Consider the following 16,140-nt stretch of genomic DNA (forward strand, 5'->3'; position numbering starts at 1 on the left):
GATTTTACGCCGATGATAGTGCTGCAACCAGTGTGAAAGTAGGTCATCGTCAGGCTAGTTATAAGAGAAAGGCCCCGGTAAGCCCAAGCGCGTTCAAGATCGCGCTGGTGCAAACCGGGTTTTTTTTTCGTCCGTATTTTCGTATCAAATCGGGATGATGTGCTGCACAAGCGCGGGGCCAACTGGCCCGCGCGCTTCCTTATTACCACTTCAGCGCAATCGCGCTCCACACCACCACAATAAAGATAAACCATCCCCAACGCGGTTTGCGGAAAACCGCCGACTGAAACACGATCACGGCCATGCAAATACATGGCAGCACGCGCTGCGTTGCCAGCGCAAACGCAAGAACCAGCGCCGCCTGCACGGCGATCGCCACACGCAGACTGTTATCGCCTGCCGGTTTGCTGGAAGTAGCCTGTACCGAAGGCGCTTCTATCACCGGTGGCGCATTTGCCGCAGGACGCGCGACACGGGTATTCGCACCGGCAGGCTTCTTCAAGTCGACGGGAACCGCCGGCGCCTCGTCAGCTTTGCGCGCCTTCTTCTCGGCGGCCAGCTGCGCGGCGGTTTTCTCCAGCACCGGTTTGCACGCCACAGTGGCCTGCCACCAGCCATCCCACGGCGCCTTTCCTTGGGCCGACAGCGCCCGAAACGCACTGCTGCGCTTCGACTGCGACAGTGTCCTCTCGACGCCGGCCGCTCCCCAGCGCGTCCGCACGGCGCGCACGCGCACCAGCAGCGGCATGCCCTTGGCCGGATCGACCATCCGGATAAACTGCGCATACCCTTCCATCGCATCGATCACGTTGGAATTGCCGTTCCACTGCTTGCCCTCCGGTCCATCTTTCTCGAGCTGGAACAGCGTGGCGCGAAAACGCCGCAAGGTCTCGCGCTCAAGCGACGGCTTCTGATTGACCACGATTCCGGTCACCATCTGCCGCTGCGCATCGCGCATCACATGCTGCTTGTCGGGATGCGGGGTAAAACCTTCATCGATGACGATCTGCTTGGCGCGCCACAGCAGTTTGCCGGCCAGCTTGCGCGCCTCGGCGTCACCCGAAAACGTCAGGTCGTCGGCATAGCGCGTGTAGCGAAAACCCAGCTTGGCCGCGCATGCCTGCAGGCGCGCATCGAGCCGCTTGCACAAAATATTGGTCAACGCAGGGCTGCTCGGCGCGCCCTGCGGCAGCGCGCGTGAACCATGCGCCACAAAAAACGTCTCGCCATCGATGCTTACTTCATCGGTCGCAGCTTCGGTCGACAGTAGCGCCAGGATAGTCGCCACCTGTTCGCTGTAGCCCAGTTGCGCGAACACGCCTTTGATGCGCGGCATGCCGATCGACGGGAAAAAATCCTTCAGGTCCAGATTGATCACGACAGCCTGGCCGACGTGCGGCGCCGCGTTGCTGACGATCGAGCGGCCCGGCACGAAGCCGTGCGCCGCCTGGTGCAGCGGCGCGCGCGCCAGCACATTGTCGAGGACCCAGTACTGGGCGCGTTTCAGGCGCGGCATCGGCGCCGAAATAATCCGCTCGCCGCCGGTTTTCTTGGGCATCGCGAAGCGCCGGTAATGGCTGATGCGCGAGACGCGCCGTTCGAACGCCAGAAAGCGCAGCTCAGACAGCGTAATGCCCATCGCTTGCGCCAGTTCTTCCGCCTTGTGCAGTACCGGCATCGCCAGCCCGGCCAGTTTGGCGGCGTCGCTCTCGGCGTGATTCAAGCCGGCAGACACACCCGCGCCGAGATACAGCACCTCGTGCTCGCGCCGCCGGTGCCACACCTGGGCTTTTTCGAAGCGTGCCAGCGCGCGCTTCTGGCGCGTTTCTTCGCGCCGCGCCTTGGCCTTGGCCATGCGCTCCTTGCGCAGCATGCGCAACGCCGCTTCCGGATTTTGCAGGTGATGCAGCTCGCTGCCCAGCTTCTGCAAGGCTTGCGTCAGTTCCGTTTCGCGCCGGATCAGGTCCGCTTCGACCGAGGGCTGGCCGCTGTCGGCCGGCCAGAAGCCCAGGCGCTGCATCTCGGTCAGCACCACTTCTTCTTTTGAGCTGCCGCGTATGCGTTCGTACAACTGCGCGCGCGTCAGTTCGGAGGGAGAGGGAGTAGGGGAAGTCATCGTGTCCTGGTCTCGCGAAGAGCACCACGGAAAACACTGTAGGGAAAACGCAAACTACACAAGCACGGCGGGACAATCATCGAAGGGCCTGCAGGACTGGAGCGCTCCACTCGACGCCGTACCGCACCAGTAGCGCTGATCGGCTTCAGGGAAGCCAAACCGTGTCGCGCTACTGGTGATGGTACGGCACAGTGAAGAGCGTGCCAGTGACGCGTGGGAAGAGCTGACAACGTGGACGGCGATCCGCCGTCCGGTTTGCAAGAGCCATCCCGCCGTGCTTGTTGATGCGAGTATAACAGGTGAATTCCGGGCTCCTCAAGCATTGGTTTGAATCCGTGGTTTAGTAAAAGTGCGTCCATCGCGCATCAAGCGTCAAGCGCGGCGTCGCGCCTGGCCTGGTCCATGCGCAGCACGAGCATATGCACGCACGGCCCCTTGTACATGCGGTTCTGGGTGTAGTGATTGCACTCGCAACTGCCATCGACGATGCGCCGGTCGGCGTCGAGCCGCAGCATGACCTGGTACGGCCGTCCGTTTTCCTTGCTGCGCGCGCGCAGGCGCAGGCCGCCCTCGGGCAGCGCTTCGCTGGCCTGTTCGCTCAGGCTTTGCACCGCCAGCAAGGTTGCCGCCTTTTCTTCCAGCGCGCTGGCAAAACGCAGCACGTCCAGCGGCAACGGCTCGCGCGACAACTCGCGCAGGCGGTACACGCCCTGCGTCAGGTCGTAGATCACGCGTCCGGCCTGGGTGTACATGGTCAGTGCGCTTTCGACCATCGGGCGCGCCAGGCCGGTATCGGCCGCCAGCTGGTCGGCGCTGGCGAACCAGCGCTGCCCGAGCGCCGCGAAAATGCGCGCCTTGCTGTCGTCATCGACATCGCCGCGCGGCGCCAGCAGGTCGAACTGGCCGGCCCGCGCCCAGTCGTTGGCGGTCCAGCCGGACAGGCCGAGCGTGAGCTGCATGTCGGGCAGGTTGGCGATCCAGAAGCTCGGCATGCCGCTGCCCATCAGGTGTACGGTAAAACTGTGCGCCACCGGAATCAGGCGTTCGAGCAGCATCAGGCGGCGCCGCCCCCAGATGCGGATTTCTTCGGCCGCATTGCCGTGGTAGATCGAGCGGCGGCACACCAGTTCATCGTTCCACGGCTCGAACAGCGCGCGGATCGGCTCTCCGGGCGTGAGGATGAAACGGATCGATCTCGGACCGACGCGCTCCTTTTTGCGGCGCAGCAGGTGGCAGAAATTGTGTACATCCATCGGATGCAGATCGAGCCTGCGCGCCGGCAGGTTCATCGCGCTGCTCACCTGCAGAAAACCACGCACCCAGGTTTCCGGCACGTCGATCTTATCTTCCTTGAACGATGGATCACCCGCGGTGGCGACCTGGAAGCCGCTCGGGTCGATCGCCAGCCGCGTTGTCTTGTAGTCGCGGATTTTCTGGAACTCGCCGTACAGTCCTTCCGAGTAGTCGACATTGGTGGTCCCGCAGGCGAACTCGCCGACGCGGTCGAATACCTCGTGGCTGCAACTGAGCGAGGCATAGCTCGACTCGTCGCGGCTGAAGCACTCGAAGAACACCCGGTCCGGGTGTACCGTGATGACCGGGTCGAGCACCACCCAGGCGTCGAAATTGGCCTTGTAGATATAGTCGAAGTATTTCGACTGGGCGGCGGCGAAGGGCTTGAGGACAAGGCTCTTTTTCGCCCGCAGTTCCTTGAGTTCTTCGGTCAACGGCACCATGCGCGCGCGCAGGTCCGTGTTGCGGTCGATCAGTTCGGCCAGCGCCGGGTCTTCGTTCTGCGCGCGCCATGCCAGGTATGCGGTCTTGTCGGGCGGCTGGTAACGCTGGTCGGCCACCACCACGTCGTGCAGCGCGGAGATGGCCTCGCGGAAGGGAATGTGCTTGTTCAGCTGGGCCACGAAATGGGTCGGCGCCCGCAAGGTGTCGGGCGCGAAACGCATCTCGGTGCTTGAGGCGCTGTTGCTGACGGTGCTGGCGCCGTAGTAGCGGTATTCGAATCTCATTGCGGTCCCCGCAGGTTCGCGTGTACGCGCGGCGGCTCGATCGTCATCAACGCCGGCAGTGCCGGGAAGCGTTCCTGGATCGCGCGCAGGCCCTCGATGTACTGCGCCTTGTCGGTGATGGCGACGGTGAGCACCTGGCGCGCGAACAAGCGGGCCACGAAGGCGGCGATCGCCTCCGACGCTTGCGCCTGCGCGCGCAGGAAATCAAGCACGCGGTTCTTCACCACGCGCCCGCGGTTGACCTGCGACAGCACGTTCAAGAAGTACGGTTCGAGGCGTTCCAGCTTCGACAGGTCGCCGGCGCTTGCGCTGGCGAGCCAGCTGCTCACGAACAGCTGCATGTTGGCGGATGGATGCTGGCTAAGTTTGAGCATGTATTCGGTGACGTCGGCGACGTCGAAGTGGGTCATGAGCATGGTGCGTCCGAAGCGCTGCACCTCGGGGTCGAGGTGGTCGCACAGGCTCACCAGCAGGGACGGCGTCCAGTCTTCGCTGGCGCATTGCTTGCTGAAGAACTCGCGCGCGAAGGCGCGGGTATCGTCCCAGGTGCTGTCGAGCAGGCGCAGCGCCGCTTCCATCTGGGTGCGCGCCCGGGCCGCGTGTTCGGTAAAGGCCGCGCAGGCCCAGCGTCGCACGCTGGCGTTTTCGTTGCGTCCGAACTGCGCCCAGTCGGCCACGCTGAAATCGGTATTCGAAAAGCGCGGCAGCATCTGCGCCCCGAGCAGTTGTGCGCCTTTGCTGCGCGCCGACAAAAGGCGCACCAGCAGCGCGCGGTCGAGATGGTCCGCGCCGGAGTTGAGCGGCCCCAGGATCCATGCGATCAGGTCCGCATGTACGCCCTCGGCCGGCTCGGTATGGAACAGGGTGTCGAGCAGCAGCGGCAGCAGGGTGGCGCGAAACACCGCATCGCTGGGGGCGATGCGCTGCAGGGCGCTGTCGATGGCGCGCCGCACGGCGGCATCCGGATGGGTGCAGAACACGGCGAACAGCAAGGCCTGGCCGGCCAGCATGTGCTCCGGCAGTGCACTGAATAGTTTGATGCCGATCGCGCGCACGCCGGCGTCGCTCTCTTGCAGCAGCGCCGCCAGGGTTTCAGGGGGAATCGCGCCCGCCGGCTCGGCATGCCGCAACAGCCATTCGCCGGCGGCGATGCGCACGCTCGCCAGCCGATGCCCGAGCAGGGCAAGCAGGCGCGCGTAAGGCGCCACCGCGGCGGCCGCGCGCAGCGGGCGGTCGAGCAGCCACACCAGGTCGGCGGCGATCTCGGGAACCACCATTTCGGCCTGATCGAGGTCGCCGCAGTTGTCCAGCCAGTCGAGCAGCAGCAGGACGATGACGTCGGCCTGGCCGGGCAGGGCCAGCGCGCACTGGCACAGCATGCGGCCATGGCGGCGCACCGCTTCGTCGGGCGAGCAGGCCAGGGTGGCCACCAGCAGCGCGTCGGCGCAGTAGTGATCGGGCGCGCGGCTGATGCACTCCAGCGCGAAAGTGCGTGCCTCCGGCAGGCTCGATTGCAGCAACAGCAGCAGCCAGCGGGTATCGGGTACGCCATCGGCGAAGCGCTGGCGGCACAAGGCAAAGGCGAAGCGCGCGGTGTCGCTGTAAGGACTGCGCAACAGCGTACCGATCTGGTCGAGCGAGAGCCGGGCACAGAAGGCGGTGTTGTCGGCCAGCGCGCGCGCGGCAAATGCATGCACGCCCTCGCAGCGGCTGCGCTGCATCAGGAACAGCAAGGCGCCGGGGCGCGCATCCCACAGCGCGGGAAAGGCTTCTTCGCGCCCGCTGGCCGGCACGATCGGGCCGACCTGGAACCAACTGCGTCCGCTGCGGTTGCCGGTCCATGCGCCTTCGCTGCGCAGCAGGCGGTTGAACATGGTCCAGTGGCTGTAGGCGTCGTAGCTGCGGTTGCCGTGCTGTTGATAGCGGCCATCGAGCCAGTAAAAGCGGCCATCGCGGGTGTAGGGCTGGCCGGCGTCGGCGTCGTCCATGGCCAGCAGCGCGCCGCTGGCCATGCTCACGTAGGCCGGCTCGCCATCCTGGGCCAGGCGGCGCAGCTTGCGCCAGCCGCGCAGCCGCAGGTAGTCGCGCGTGCGCGCGCCGTAGGCCACGGTGCTGTCGGGGCGCGCCGCCATCTCGGCGTACGACACCCATTTTCCCTCGACCCGCACATAGGAATAGGTGCTCGACGTTTGGGCCGGCGTGGTGTCGAAACGCTGCTGGATCAGGCCAAACAGCTCCCCATCCTCGCGCATTTCGGCGGCCTTGTAAATATGCCGCACCGCCCGGAACGTCCCCGCGCGCAGGGGCAACTGGCGCAATTGCGCCAGCAGGATGCCGCGCGCCAGCGGATCGGCCAACGCCACCTGGTCGAGCTGTTCGAGCCAGTCCGACAGCGACAAGGTGCTCCATTGATCCGATTGCGCGCACAGCTGCGCAATGGCTTGCTGGTCGCGCGCGACCCAGGCCTCGCGCAGGGGCGCCGGCCAGGCGGCGGTCAGTTGATCGGCGTGCTGGCGTAGTTCCGTTTCATCGGCCAGTTGCAGCCACGCCTGCCTGGCGATGCGGCACACCGCGTCCGAGCTGCCGCGCGTGGACAGTTCGAGCATGGCCTGGGATGCGCCGGCGTCGCCGCAGCGGCCAATGGCCCAGGCCAGGCAGTAGTCGAGCGCCGTGGTGCCGCGCCCGATCAGGCTGACCATCAGCGGCACCACGGCGGCCAGGCGGCGCTCGCCGATGCGCCATACGGTGCGCGTACGCTGCCCGTCTTTCAGGCGCCGCCAGAGGCCCGGGTCGAGCCGGCCAAGCAGCACGGCGTCGGCCGCGCGCCGCGCGGGGTCAATCGGTGCGGCTGGCGCGATGTCGTCCGCTTGCGCGGGCGGCGCCGCCGCATCGGTGAAACCCTGCGCCTGGCGTTCGGCCAGCACTTGGGCAAAGAGCTGCTCCGCCGTGGCCAGGTCGACCGGCTGCGCGGCGCGCGTGTACTCGCGCCAGTCGTCGCCGCTGCGGCCCTGGCGCACGTTCACGAGATAGCGCGTAGCGCCATCGGGCAGTTCGCACAGGTCGATTTCGCACTGGACTACACTGTGTTTTTGCCTGCGTACCAGGCGGGTTGTACGAATCAGTCTCACCGCGTCTGCCCATGATTGAATAGAGATGAATAGTAACCCGGAGCAGAACTGCTTGTAAATCAGGCAATCAAAATCTAGGCGGCGCCGCGCTGCAGCGTGAGCACGAAGGCGACGCCGTCGCCGAAGTTCCTGGCGACGATGGTGCCGCCCATCTTGGCCATGTAGGTCCTGGCCACGAACAGGCCCTGGCCGCGGTTGCCGTGCGCGCCGGCTTCTTCCTGGTCCGACACGCCGTATTCGAAAATGCTGCCGATGACATCGTCGGCGATGCTCGGTCCGCGGTTGGCGATGGTCACGCCGGCACTCGTTTCGCTGGCCTCGAGCGTGATGTCGATGCTGGTGCCGGGCAGACGGTAGCGCTGCGCGTTCACCAGCACGTGGGTGACCACGTCTTCCAGCGAATATTCGTCGGCCCGCACCAGCACCGCCTGCGGCGCGCCGTGGAAGACCACGTCGGTGATGCCCGCGCACGGTGCGTTGGCGGCCACGTTGCGCAAAAACGCGGTGAGGTCGACCTCGGTCACCTGCAGCACGGTCGACTGGAACGCTTCGCTGGGCGAGGCGCGTCCGTACAGCACGCGGATCGCCTGCTGCATGCGCAGCACATAGCGCGCGCTCTGGTTGCCGTCGGTGCCGTGCAGCGCCATGAGCGACTGCAGCGGCGACATGATCTCGTGGCCGACCGCGTGCCACATGTCGCGTTCCTGCTCGGTGCGGATGGCTTCGCGCTCGACATCTTCGCGCACGCGGCGCAACAGCTCGTGCAGGCAGCTGGCCAGCACGCCCAGTTCATCGTCGCCGCGCAGGTCGGACAGGTCCGGCTGCGACGCATCGCTACGCTCCTTGACCGTGCGCGCCACCGAATCGGCGCGCTCGATCAGTTCCTTGATGCGGCTGATGATGCCGATTTCGATCACCAGCCACGCCAGCATCAACGCCAGCAGCATCGCGCCGACAAACCAGGCCATGCGGCTGGCCACCACGCCCAGGCTCTGGCTGACGCTGCGCACGTCGCCGGCCAGCACCACGTCGTAGCTGCCCAGCGGCGTGGCGATCCGGTGGGTGGCGGCCAGCGGCGTGTCGTAGATGTCGACCGGCAGGCGCCGGATCAGGGCCGTGAGGAAGTGCTGCGACGCGTCCCCGGCGCCGCTGGCGCCGGCCAGCTTGATCAGCGGTGTGGCGCCGGCGGCGGCGCCGACCTTCTCGATGCGCAGCGTTTCGCCCGGCAGCAGCATGGGCGCCAGGTCGGCCAGCGAGAAGCCGTCCGCCGCCCTGGTTTTGTCGCTGTCGAGCACCACCGCGCCTGCGCCGGGGGCGAGCACCACCACGCTGACGCGGATCTTGTCCAGGTCAAGCGGCGGCCAGGCCTTGCGTTCGTTGGCGCTGTCGCTTCCGAACAGGTCTTCCTGCAGCACGCTGACCGGCAGGCGCACCGAAAAGAAGGCATTGCGCAGGCAACTGGCCGGATCGGCGCCGGCGGCCGGCTCGTTGCACTGCGCGTTTTGCCATATCCAGCCGCGGAAGTCCTTCACGGGGCGGGTGTGCTTGCGGCCTTCGTCGGCCGTGTTAAAGCCGGTCAACCGGCCGCGCAGGGGCGCGTACGGGCCGCTCGGCTGGCGCGGTTCTTCCTCGAATGGGGCGATCCACTGGTAGGTACGCCCGCGCAGCGACACGCTCACGCGCACCCGGTGCGACTGGTTCAAGACTTCGTCGCCGCTGCGGTGCGAGACCAGGCGCGCCAGGTCGACGCTACCGGCCACATAGATGAAGCCCCCGGCCCAGGGGTTGTTGCCGATCGCCGCGCACAGGTTGGCGCTGGGGCCGAACTGGCGCATGCAGCCCGACATGGCCACCGCTTGCTGCACCTTTTGCTGGTCATCGAAGTCGAGCGCGGGAAACGGCAGCAGCAGTGGACGCAGGCCCGGGGCCGTGGCCCCGGCCAACGGCGGATTGAGCAGCGCAAGCTGTCCGGCCGGATGGCGCAGGGTGGCGCTGATCTGCTCCCCGGTCTTGCGAAAGCTGACCTGGTAATTGCTGTAACTGAGCTGTTTTTCCTGCTGCAGCACCGAGACGGCCAGGCCCAGGGTCGCCAGCGCCAGGAGCAAAAAGGCCGCGCGCAGCAGGATGCGCAGGCGGTAGGGCACGAACCAGCGCCGGCGCCGCGTCATTCAGTCGGCCCAGCGAAAACCGCGCATCGGCACGTTCTCGATGCACTCGAAGGCAGGGTCGATCTCGCGGAAGGCGTCACGGATGGTGCTCACGTGCTTGCGGATGTTGTCGCGGTTGCGGCCACTCTTGACCACCTCGTACAACTCCTCGTACGACACCACCTGGCCACGCCGCGCGAACAGGGCCGCCAGGATGCGCTGCGCCGTCAGCGGCAGGTTGATGCGCTGGCCGCGCCAGGTGGGCGAGCGCTGGCGCAGCGGGTCCATGGCCAGTTCGTCGGCGTCCAGGGCCGGCTTGTCGCGCTCTTTGACCGCGCGCAGGATCTCGAGGAAGGTGTCGGTGAAGTCGGCCTCCTCGAAGGTGGCCTTTTGCAGGTAGTCCCAGGCGTCGAGCGCCTTCATGATGCTGCGGTAGATCGTGGCCGGCATGGCCGACACCACCAGCACCGGGGTCGCGTGCTTCTTGTTGATGGCGTTGATGATGGCCACGCCCGCATGGCGCTCGCGTCCCAGTTCGATGTCGAGCACCACCAGGTCGTAGCGTTCGCGCGCAATCGCCGCCTCGGCCTCGTCGCGGCTGAACCACTGGTCGACGACGATGCCCGGTTTGGCCGCCTCGATCCAGCTGCGCAGCTGGTTACTGGTCGGGAGGTCATCCTCGATGACGGCCACTTTGGGCATGTGTTGCTCCTGCTGTTTGGTAAGGGTGCCAGTATCCCCGCTTTTGACCGAAAAGTCATATGCGGCCTGTGAGCTTTTCCTCACGCGGCGCGGCCAAAGCTCCGCGCGGTGAGCAACCTGGCCCGGCGGGGGGATTGATACTTCCATGCCATGACGGGCACGATACGCCTCAGGGTCATGCGGGTGCAGGACCGGAAAACTAAAAGGTGAGGCAAATGTCCGATCGGATCAAGAAGGTGGTGTTGGCGGTACGTGCGGCGCTGGCGAAGGGGGCGGCGGGCGCCGGCGCGGTAACGCGTTCCGGCGCGCGCGCGGTGCCGCGTCCGGGCTTGCGCAGCGTGCTGGCGCTGTGCGCCCTCGGCGGCGCCGGCTACCTGCTGGTCAAGCATCCGCCGGTGGCGAAGATCGAGCGCGGCAACGTGGGCATCCGCATCAACCAGTTGAGCGGCGCGGCGAGCGTGGTGCGCGACGGCACCGTGGTGTTGATACCCGGCGTGCATGAGCTGCGCCAGTTGCCGGCGCTCGACCAGATCTACAAGGCGGCCGGCAGCGGCGAACAGCCTTACCAGTCGGTCGAAGGGCTGGCGCTGGGCGTGGACCTGAGCGTGCGCTATGCGATCGATCCGGCCAAGCTGGTGGCGCTGGCGCGAACCCTGCCGGACGATATCCGCACGGCCGTGATCGACCCTGCGGTGCAGGGCGTGATCTACAAAGTCGTTACGCGCTACACCGTGCGCGAGATTTTTTCGAGCAAGCGCGCCGAGATTCAGCAAGCGATCGAGGCCGAACTCAAACCCAAGCTGGCCGCCGACGGCATCTTGCTGCGCCACGTCACGATCGGCAAAATCACGCTGCCGCGCGAGTACATGGCCGGGATGGAAACACTGCTGGCCGAAGAACTGCAGACCGAGAAGATGCGCTACACGCTCGAACTGAAGGAAAAACAGGTGAAACAGACCTCGCTCGAAGCCGACGCCGACAAGATCAAGCGCGAAAAGGCGGCCGAAGCGGCCGGTAACGAGCAAATCATCGCGGCCAAGGCGCAGGAGCAGGCCATGGCGCACGTACTGCCGTTCAAGCAGAAGCAGATCGAGCAGCGCAGGCTGGAAGCGGAAGCCGAGAAGACCTCGCGCATCAAGACCTCCGAAGGCGCGGCGCAGGCGCGCGTGATCGAAGCGACCGGTGAAGCCGATTCGCGCCGCAAGCTGGCCGACGCCGAAGCGTACCGGCAGGAAGTGGTCGGCAAGGTCAGCACCGCGCAGATGGAACGCGACGGCGCCGTGATCTCGCGCCACCCGCTGCTGATCCAGAAGACCATGGCCGACAAATTGTCCGACAAGGTCTCGGTGATCATCGCCGCGCCGCCGACCGACGGCGGGTTTATCGGCGCCGCGCTGCTGGGGCAGGGCAAGAACGCGCCGGCGCCGGCGGCCGTGGCAAGCGCGCCTGAAGCCGACACCGCAACCGGGGAACAATAAGCATGCTCGCTACCCTTACCGCCGCGGCGGCGATCGCCATCGTCACGCGCGACGAGATGCAACTGCGCGCCGCGCCGCGCGATTCGGCCCCTTCCCAGGCCGTGCTGTGGCAGGGCGACAGCCTGGAAATCCGAGGCGCCAAAATGGATTACCTGCAGGTGTACGATCACCGGCGCGAACGGGCCGGCTACGTGCGCATGGCGCACGTGCGCCAGCTCGACCTGACCCCGGCGGCGGCGCCCGAACTCAAGGCCGTGGTGCGCTTCGTGCGCGACACGCCGGGCGCGGAGGCGCTGGGCATCGGCTACGCGGCCGCTTTCCTGAAGGCCGCACCGGCCATCGCCATCGACGCCGAGGTGTTCGATGCGCTCGGCAGCATGGCCGAGCGGCTGGCGCGGCGTGCCTCCGCGCGGCTGGACAAGCGCAGTGAGGCAGTCGTGGCGGCGCACCTGGAAGTGGTGGCCAACTACGGCGTGGTCATTCGCAGCTACGAGCGCGAAGGCGCGATTGTGCTGTGCTACGACGGCGAGGCGTTCCGGCGCGTGCTGGCGATGGCGTCCACCCCGACCCAGCGCGCCACGGCGGCGCTGGGGCTCACGCGCGACGAGTGCGTCGACCCGGCGCTGAAGGTGGCGCAGCGTAACGCCTTCGACCAGTGGCGCGCCGAGGTGCTCGACAAGGTGGACGTGAACGACCTGCCAGAGCATGTGCGCAACCGTGTGTACACGCGGCGCGCGGCGGTCTGGTCGTCGATCGCCTTTGAGCTGGCGCGCAAGAATGCGTCGCCGACCGATGCGGCCAAGCGCGCGATTGTGGAACTGGTCAGCGTAAACAAGACGGAGCTGGCTGAGGAGGATCGCAGCGCCTACGCCGAAGCGGCGGTGCGCGCGGGCAGCGTGCGCTGGGCGGCGGAGCTGCCCGTGGCCGCGCCGGCCGGCCTGAATGTGCTCACGCGGCCCGGGCAGCCGGGCGAAACCTGCGTGCTGCTGGTCGACGCGCAGCACGACGCGCGTACGCCGCTGGCTTCGCGCTGCACGTACGGCATCGTGTGGAATGCGTCGGCGCGCGCCAATCCGCAGGCCAGTGCGCTGGCGCTGGCGGTGCAGCCGCTCGACGGCTGGCGCGAACTGTGGCTGTTCCATCGCGGCGCGGGCGGCTGGCGCGTCGATGTGCTGCCGCCGGCGCCGATCGAACCGACCCTGGGGTACGCCGAGTTCGCCGGCTGGGTGCCGGGCTCGCCCAAGGTGCTGGTGGCGCGCGAGGCACGGATCGAGGGGCGCATCAAGCGCGCATTCGAGATTGTCGATATCGAGACGCTGGCGGTGGACAAGACGGCGGACCGGCCTGATGCGCTCAGCGGCTTTTACCGCTGGCAAGATCCTGCCTGGAAACGCCAGACCCTGAGCCTGCGTTAAATGGATCGTCAAGCTGGATAGTCGACAGGCATCACCGGGGCGACCGCCTTCGCGAGAGAGGCAATCGTGCGTCTTCCACTTGTCTTGACAAGCTGGAGAAAAACATCGCCACAGCGTGAGCGCAGGGATTAGAATTTGACCGCGTCAGGCCATCTTATGCGCAGCGGTCACAAAGGAGACTAATCATGTTTTTATCCAGGCGGTCATTGATCAAGATGGGATTGGCCGGCGTGTTGGCGCCGCAGGCATCCCTTGGCTTGGCGACTGAAGGAAAAAGCGGCTCGTTTGAGACATGGCGACGGGATTTCGAGGCAGGAGTCCCCGCCCGCATGAAGGCCGCCAAGGTGGTCGGTGCGTCATTTGCCATCACGTCGGAAAGCAAAGCTGTGCGGTATGCGGCATCTTTCGGCTTCGCCGATCTCCACAGTCAGCGAAAGATGACGGTGCAGGCGCCCATGCATCTTGCCTCGGTCAGCAAACTGTTTACCGCATCCGCTCTGGTGCAATTGTTCGAGCGCCGCGGGTATGATTTGCACGACGATGTCAACGAGTTCATCGACTTTCCCGTCAGAAACCCCAATCATCCACGTGTGGCGATCACGCCCCACCATCTGATTACCCACACGTCCAGCATATCGGACGAGGGGCACGGAGATTTGTCGGGCGAAGGCGATCCAACCCAAAGTCTGTCGAGCTTCCTCAAGGATTACCTCGTGCAAGGTGGCCGCGCCTACTCACCCGACACTTCTTTCCTCAAATCCGGACCCGGCGCAAAATGGGATTACAGCAACGTTGGTGCGGCCTTGGCCGGCTACGTCGTCGAGGCTGTCAGTAAGCAGAGCTTTTCTTCCTATGTGGAAGAGAACATCCTCTCCCCCCTTCGTATTACCAACGCGCATTGGTACCTCAAGGAATTTGCTGCGGACGTTCTTGCCAAGCCCTACAGGTTTGAGAACGACGCGTTCGTGGAACTGCCGCAAGACGGCTACCCGGACGTGCCCGCCGGCATGCTTCGTTGCTCCGTGAGCGATCTGGCAAAATCGCTCCACGCAATGTTGGAGCAGCAACGGGTCAGGAATGCCATTTTGTCTCCGAATGCGGTGCGTGAGATGTTGCGCCGGCAAGTGGATCGAAAGATATACCCCTACCAAGGGCTTGGCTGGACTGGCGAGGAAACAAAGAAACGCAAGGTCGTTGGCCATACCGGCACCGACAATGGCGCTTCAAACATGGTCGCCCTGACGGACGATCACAGCCAAGCGGTGGCCGTGTTGATGAATATCGACGGCACCGAGGAAACAAGCGCATTCCGGGCCTCAATCATCGAGGATCTTTTTATCGGCGCGACACTGGCCGGGTGAAAAACCTTGCAGCGGAAATGATTGCGGACCGGCCCGATGCGTTCATCGGCTTCTAGCGCTGGCAAGATCCTGCATCGACACGCCAGAGCCTGCGTGTGCGCTTGAATCGATGTTGAACTTACATGCCGCCGGCCGCTCCAACGAAGTGAACTTACTTCTTGGAGCGGAGGCGGCATCATGTGGCAGCAGTCAGCAAGGCAAGGCGGGAGCGGCGGCGCGCCTGTGGTTCTTGGCATTAACCGGACGCAGGACGCAAGTATTTGCCTGATGCACGGGGCCGAGCTGGCCTGGGCGATTCAAAAAGAACGCCTGACGCGGCACAAGCATCACTGGGGGCGGCTGGACGATGTCCGCAAGATCTACGCGCCGCGCCTGCCCGGGCTGGACGCGCCGATCGATATATTGGTCGAATGCTACTCGTGCGATGCCGAGTTCGCCCGGGTGGCCGAGTACGAGCACGAACTGGCCGGCACGCTGGCGCTGGCTGCATGCGCAGACTGGCGCGCGCACGCTGTGCTTTGCCGGCGGCACCGGGCTGAACTGCTCCGCCAACGAGCGCCTGTTGCGCGAAACCCCGTTTCGCCGCGTGTTCATTCTCCCGGCGCCGGGCGACGCGGGAACGGCGATCGGCTGCGCCTTGTACGGCTTGGCCGAGCTGGGCGGACAATCCTGCGATTTTCGCTGGACCAGCGATTACATGGGGCCGGAGCCGCTGGCTGGCCAGATCGAGGCCGCCGCGCAGAGTTGCGCGGACTTGCTGATCGAGCGCCTTGACGACCCTGCCGCCATGTGCGCGCGCATGGTCGACCTGCTGTGCGAGGCGCGCGTGGTGGCGCTGTACCAGGGCCGCAGCGAATTTGGTTCGCGTGCGCTCGGTCACCGTAGCATTCTGGGCGACCCGCGCGTTGGTGCGATGCGCGACGATATCAATGCCCGCATCCAGCAGCGAGAATGGTTTCGTCCGCTGGCGCCGATGGTCCTGCTTGAACGGGTGGAGAATTTTTTCGACGTGTGCCGGCCGGTGCCGTTCATGCAGTACGCCGCGCCCGTGCGCGAGCGGGCCGTGCGCCTCATTCCGGCGGTGACGCATGTCGACTGTACGGCGCGCCTGCAAACGGTGGGGCCGCACGACGATCCGTTTTTGCGCGCCTTGCTGCATGCCTTCGACGCGCGTACCGGCGTGCCGGTGCTGCTCAATACATCGTTCAACCGCAGGGAGGAGCCGATCGTCGAAACGCCGGCGGAAGCGGTCGAGACGGTCCGCCGGACCCCGATCCATGCATTGGCAATGCCGCCCTTCTTGCTGCGAAAACGCGATCGGTACGGACTGCGGGGCAGAGGTGCGTTGGAGTAGCGCATGTAAGCTGATGGCGCGCCAGAAGAGGGCATTACGTTGCGAAAATGTGTGCCCGGCAGCGGTCGCATAAAACCCTCTTGCCAAGCTGGCAGAGGGTTTGCTATAGTTCGCCTCCCCGAAGAAAACGTTAACGAAATCAAGTAGTTGGCGGGTTGTTAAGGGCGTCTCGAACGAGATGATGTGGTAAAAAAGAGGTTGACGAAAAACGCAAAACGCCGCATAATCTCATCTCTCTGCTGCAACGAACACAACGCTTCGTAGCAAACGGCAGAAGGCGGTACAGAACAAGTTCTTTAACAATTAACAGTCGATAAGTGTGGGCGTTTGATGAAGGTGCCAACGAAGCGCAAGCGACGTTGAATACTTAAATTATCAAATGTTCACAAAAAAGAAATTAGGCGCTTCGCAAGAAGTG

9 protein-coding genes are annotated in these 16,140 nt (G+C 65.3%); 4 read left to right on the forward strand and 5 right to left on the reverse strand.

Annotated features, from left to right (window positions below):
• Positions 1–202: 202 nt before the first annotated feature.
• From F1735_RS29675 to F1735_RS29695, 5 genes are all read right to left on the reverse strand, one after another.
• Positions 203–2,116: a reverse transcriptase family protein gene (locus F1735_RS29675; RefSeq protein ID WP_167240273.1), complete on the reverse strand. Its 1,914-nt coding sequence runs from the start codon at positions 2,114–2,116 to the stop codon at positions 203–205.
• A 365-nt stretch (positions 2,117–2,481) separates the two neighbouring features.
• Positions 2,482–4,137, reverse strand: coding sequence for an SWIM zinc finger family protein (locus tag F1735_RS29680; RefSeq protein ID WP_167240274.1), 1,656 nt, complete (start codon positions 4,135–4,137; stop codon positions 2,482–2,484).
• Positions 4,134–7,265 (reverse strand): hypothetical protein, encoded by a 3,132-nt coding sequence (locus F1735_RS29685; protein WP_167240275.1) that lies wholly within the window; start codon positions 7,263–7,265, stop codon positions 4,134–4,136. The genes F1735_RS29680 and F1735_RS29685 overlap by 4 nt, the downstream gene beginning before the upstream one ends.
• Positions 7,266–7,339: 74 nt before the next feature.
• Positions 7,340–9,433 carry a sensor histidine kinase gene (locus F1735_RS29690; protein ID WP_167240276.1) on the reverse strand — a complete coding sequence of 698 codons (2,094 nt, stop codon included), beginning with the start codon at positions 9,431–9,433 and terminating at the stop codon, positions 7,340–7,342.
• Positions 9,434–10,114, reverse strand: a complete 681-nt coding sequence (locus F1735_RS29695; protein WP_166882371.1) for a response regulator transcription factor — start codon at positions 10,112–10,114, stop codon at positions 9,434–9,436. It abuts the gene before it with no gap.
• Positions 10,115–10,329: 215 nt separating this feature from the next.
• On the opposite strand from F1735_RS29695, the gene F1735_RS29700 reads away from it, so the two are divergent.
• From F1735_RS29700 to F1735_RS29715, 4 genes are all read left to right on the forward strand, one after another.
• Complete coding sequence (locus F1735_RS29700) at positions 10,330–11,592, forward strand: SPFH domain-containing protein (RefSeq protein WP_167240277.1); 1,263 nt, start codon at positions 10,330–10,332, stop codon at positions 11,590–11,592.
• A 2-nt stretch (positions 11,593–11,594) separates the two neighbouring features.
• Positions 11,595–13,007 carry a hypothetical protein gene (locus tag F1735_RS29705; RefSeq protein ID WP_167240278.1) on the forward strand — a complete coding sequence of 471 codons (1,413 nt, stop codon included), beginning with the start codon at positions 11,595–11,597 and terminating at the stop codon, positions 13,005–13,007.
• Between the two features lie 185 nt (positions 13,008–13,192).
• Complete coding sequence (locus F1735_RS29710; RefSeq protein WP_167240279.1) at positions 13,193–14,368, forward strand: serine hydrolase domain-containing protein; 1,176 nt, start codon at positions 13,193–13,195, stop codon at positions 14,366–14,368.
• Positions 14,369–14,792: 424 nt separating this feature from the next.
• A complete protein-coding gene (locus F1735_RS29715) occupies positions 14,793–15,722 on the forward strand; it encodes a carbamoyltransferase C-terminal domain-containing protein (protein WP_229506028.1) in 930 nt (309 codons plus the stop codon).
• The last annotated feature ends 418 nt before the right edge of the window (positions 15,723–16,140 follow it).

Origin of the sequence: Massilia genomosp. 1, assembly GCF_011682185.1 — a bacterium.
Taxonomy (GTDB): domain Bacteria; phylum Pseudomonadota; class Gammaproteobacteria; order Burkholderiales; family Burkholderiaceae_D; genus Telluria_A; species Telluria_A rubra.

Bases quoted from the DNA above. Each gene is read 5' to 3' on its own strand.
- F1735_RS29675 (WP_167240273.1), bottom strand. From the start codon at position 2,116: ATGACTTCCCCTACTCCCTCTCCCTCCGAACTGACGCGCGCGCAGTTG.
- F1735_RS29680 (WP_167240274.1), bottom strand. From the start codon at position 4,137: ATGAGATTCGAATACCGCTACTACGGCGCCAGCACCGTCAGCAACAGC.
- F1735_RS29690 (WP_167240276.1), bottom strand. From the start codon at position 9,433: ATGACGCGGCGCCGGCGCTGGTTCGTGCCCTACCGCCTGCGCATCCTG.
- F1735_RS29695 (WP_166882371.1), bottom strand. From the start codon at position 10,114: ATGCCCAAAGTGGCCGTCATCGAGGATGACCTCCCGACCAGTAACCAG.
- F1735_RS29700 (WP_167240277.1), top strand. From the start codon at position 10,330: ATGTCCGATCGGATCAAGAAGGTGGTGTTGGCGGTACGTGCGGCGCTG.
- F1735_RS29705 (WP_167240278.1), top strand. From the start codon at position 11,595: ATGCTCGCTACCCTTACCGCCGCGGCGGCGATCGCCATCGTCACGCGC.
- F1735_RS29710 (WP_167240279.1), top strand. From the start codon at position 13,193: ATGTTTTTATCCAGGCGGTCATTGATCAAGATGGGATTGGCCGGCGTG.
- F1735_RS29715 (WP_229506028.1), top strand. From the start codon at position 14,793: ATGCCGAGTTCGCCCGGGTGGCCGAGTACGAGCACGAACTGGCCGGCA.